The sequence below is a fragment of the Dielma fastidiosa genome, assembly GCF_000313565.1.
Taxonomy (GTDB): Bacteria; Bacillota_I; Bacilli_A; order Erysipelotrichales; family Erysipelotrichaceae; genus Dielma; species Dielma fastidiosa.
In genome coordinates this window covers 1-3,767 of record NZ_HE578939.1, presented here as the reverse complement: position 1 = coordinate 3,767, position 3,767 = coordinate 1, and the positions used below count along the sequence as shown (strand labels likewise).

The following is a 3,767-nucleotide window of genomic DNA, read 5'->3' as shown; positions in this document are numbered from 1 at the left end:
CAATGCTGCTCCTGTATTTGCAACTGATATCACATCTGGTATATGTAAAGGGCTTGACGATACAACGGATATTGCTGATTGTGGTGCAAAAGTATATTTAGAAATTTTAAGCCAATTAGATGGTGCAAAATTTACTACTGTCACATTAGATAATGATATGAAGGCTTTAAATAAAGCTGGCAAAAAAGTAAATATCTTAGAAGTAATTGTTGATTACAAAGCTGAATTAGACGCATTTGCTAAAGGTGGAGATGCTGGTTATACAGAAAAAGCTAATATCACAACATGGACTAATGTAGTTGAAGGTATCGAAGCTTATGCTGGTACTGGTGCTATTGCTGCTAAAGATGTTAAAGCTAATAGTGATTTAGCTAAATTAGTAGCTAATGTAAATGGAGAAGATGGCGCTGGTAAGGACTTCTCTACTGTAACTAAGGATAACTATACTGATGCAAAAAATGCATTAGAAACTCTGAAAGACTATAAAGATGATTATGGTAAATACTTAGGCATCAGTGGTGATGACTATACAAATGATTTAGCTGGTGCTGTAGCAGATACTTATAACACTTTAAAATCGAACATCAATGATTATCTTGGTGTGACTGCAGATGCTGACTTATCAAATTTTGTTTTAGCTTATGATGCTATTTTACAAAATGACTTGAAAGAAAAAGCTACAGATTTAACAAAGACTGTTTCTAAAGATACAGGTGCCAAAACAATTAAAGCGATTATTGGTAGTTCAGAAGATGAATTAGACGCTATTGCTTTGAATAATAAAACACAACTTAAAAATCGTATGAAACTAATCACTGATCATGATGATTATGATCGTTTTAAAGATGAAGATGCAGTAATTGCTATCTTAGATGCTTATCAAGAATTAATTGATAATATCGGTGCAAACTCAGATGTTTTAAAATCTGATGAATATAACGAATATATTAAGACAAAAATTTCAAATGTAAAAAAAGATAACAAAGTTTCAGTTCGTGATTTCGTAAAAACTTTCACTACTGGAACGGCTAAAGAAAAAGCTGAAGCGTTAGCAGATGTATTAAATTCTGAACAATGGGAAATCTTAAAAGCTGCTAAAGAAGAAGTTATGGATTCAATTTACACAATGGAAACTAGAAAAGTGGGGAACTATTATGTAGATAAGTCTGATTACACTTCAACTTCTACAACATCACAAAGAAATACATTCAAAAATGCTTTCCCAGAATATCTTTATACATTAGTTGATAATGAAGAAGGTCTTTTCGGATATGATTTAGTTGCAGAACATATGGATAAAGTAGTTAAAGCTTTAGAAGCTGTTACAACTGATATTGCTAAATTAACTCCAGCAAATATTAAAGCAACAGATAAAGCTTTATTAGAAGCTGCAGAAGATGCTATTTACGAATTAGTTGATGGTGATTATGCTGACAATTTGACTTCAGCACAAAAGAGAACAGCACGTCAAGCTGACACTAAGATCACAAACTTACGTGAAGCATTTGATAACTTAGGTACAACAAATGTAGCTGGATGGTATAGCATGGGTAACGGTAACTGGGGTTACAACAACGAAGATGGTACTCCTGCTGCTTACAAATGGGTTGCTTCTGGTTCTGATTGGTATATGATCAAAGACGGTAAGATGCTGAGAAATACTTGGTTGGCTACTGACGGTGGTCGTTGGTACTACTTAGACAATGCTGGTAAGATGGTTACGAACCAATCTGTAGATGGCTGCTGGATCAATTCTTACGGCGTTTACATGAGCCCTTCTTACAACGGTTAATTGTAAATCGATTTAATTATTTAATTGAGATGTACAGAGATGTGCATCTCTTTTTGCATGCAAAAAGGAGATCCATTTAGAATCTCCTTTAAGTGTTATTTGTTTTATCTACTATTTAACCCAAACGCCGTAAGAGTTGAAAGTATAACCGTTAACAGTCGTATTAGAAACCATTACACCGTTATCATCAACATAATACCATCTAGTACCCTGAGCATCAGAAGCGATCCAAGAGTTACGTAACATTGTACCATTCTTTACATAATACCAGTTAGCACCTGAAGCGATCCATTTAGAAGGTCTAGAACCATCTTCTGCGATGTAATCCCAATCGCCATTGCCTTTATCTACCCATCCTGTTTGTGTAATTGTTCCATTGATAATCAATTTAGCATATAAAGCTTCAATCAAATCTTCATTTGCTTTTACTGCTCTCTTTTCTTTTGCAGTTAGACCAGCAAAATTTACTGCTTCTAGTTCAGCATAAGCATTTCTTGCAGCTACAATTTTCTTCGCATCAGATGAAGTGAATGTTGTTCCTAATGAAATACCTTCGATATCAGTTGTACATGCTTTTAAATACTTTGTAATGTCAGAAGTTGTTTCTGTTAATACCTGATAATATGTTTCGTCATTTGAATCGTCAACTAATTTTGTTAATAATGTTTTAACATTAGTGTCAAAATCAGCGATGTCATCTTCGCTTAAATATCTAGCATATTCTGTTTCTTCAGATCTTACTACATATTTTCCATTAGAACGTTGGACTGCATTAAGAGTATAGAACATTTCATATACATCTTCAACATAGTCAGTTAATTTAGTTAAATCTGCCTGAGTGAAAGCTGCCATTGCTGCTTGATATTTATTATAAAGTGTATCACTAGTTGTATCATCTTCGTAATTGTTAATTGCAGTAATTAGTGAGCTTAATTTACCTGTAATATCCCTTAAACCTTTATTGACTGCAGAAGTAGATTTTAATGCATCATTTACCTCTTCAATTTCTGATACCATTGTTTCCAACGCATCGATATATTCTGCTACTGCTGATTCATCTTCTACATCTTCATATAAAGCTACAGCTTTTAAAGTTGAGTTTTTATCAGCTTTAATATCAGCTAAGAAATCTTTTAAGTCATCAAGGTTAGCACGGTCAAAATCTGCTCCACTATCAACTACATCAGCTACATTTGTACCCTCAATAATATCTTCATTTTTTAATTTATTAACATAGTCTTTAACAATTTGGTTTGTTCCTGCTGAATAAGTATCTAATTCTTCTTTCATTACATCAAGAAGGTCATTATATACGTCTTTAACGTATGTTTGGTCAGCTGAAGGAATATTTCCAAAATATTGCTTTAAGTCTACTAAATCATTGTATTTTCCTTTTTCTGTATTGTAAGTAGCTAAGTCAGTAATTTTACCGATCTTACCTGCTTTACCAGCTACTGTTTTACCGTCTTTCCAAGTGTAAGTAGTATCCTTATCACCATAATTAATTGCTAATTCTTTGATCATGCTATTAGTGTCGTCAGTAATCAACTCGATAGCATTAACAATACCGAATTCACGTTCTGCAGCTGTTGTTGATCCAAATTTATCATCAGCAATATGTGTACCAATAATGTATTTTGCATCCGCATCTGCATTACAATCTGCTAATAATGCCAAACCATTAGCCAATGTTACTTCACCAGTAGGCAATTCTTTTTCTAATAAATTTTCTAAACTCAGATTACCTTCTACTTCATCAGTTTTCAAGAATGTAGCTGTATTTGTCCAAGTGTACTCTGTAGAAGCCTGTACTTTACTTAAATTAATTTTGCCATTATCAGCTGATTTCAAATCTTGAATCATTGCATTTAAAGCATCTTTAGCCTCTGACATTGCTTGTTTTGTTTCGGCAGTATAACAAACTTGAGCTTTTGTACCCATAACGTCAGCAGCTGCCAATACTGGCGCAGCAGCA

The 3,767-nt window shown here is 33.6% G+C and carries 1 protein-coding gene and 1 pseudogene; one reads left to right on the top strand and one right to left on the bottom strand.

Annotation, left to right across the window (positions count from 1 at the left end):
- Window positions 1-1,792: hypothetical protein (locus DAHG_RS21525; protein WP_022939738.1), on the top strand; the 1,792-nt coding region annotated here is incomplete at its 5' end.
- Between the two features lie 111 nt (window positions 1,793-1,903).
- Here the strand turns inward: DAHG_RS21525 and DAHG_RS21520 are convergent.
- A pseudogene (locus DAHG_RS21520) lies at window positions 1,904-3,767 on the bottom strand (hypothetical protein); the annotation flags it as partial.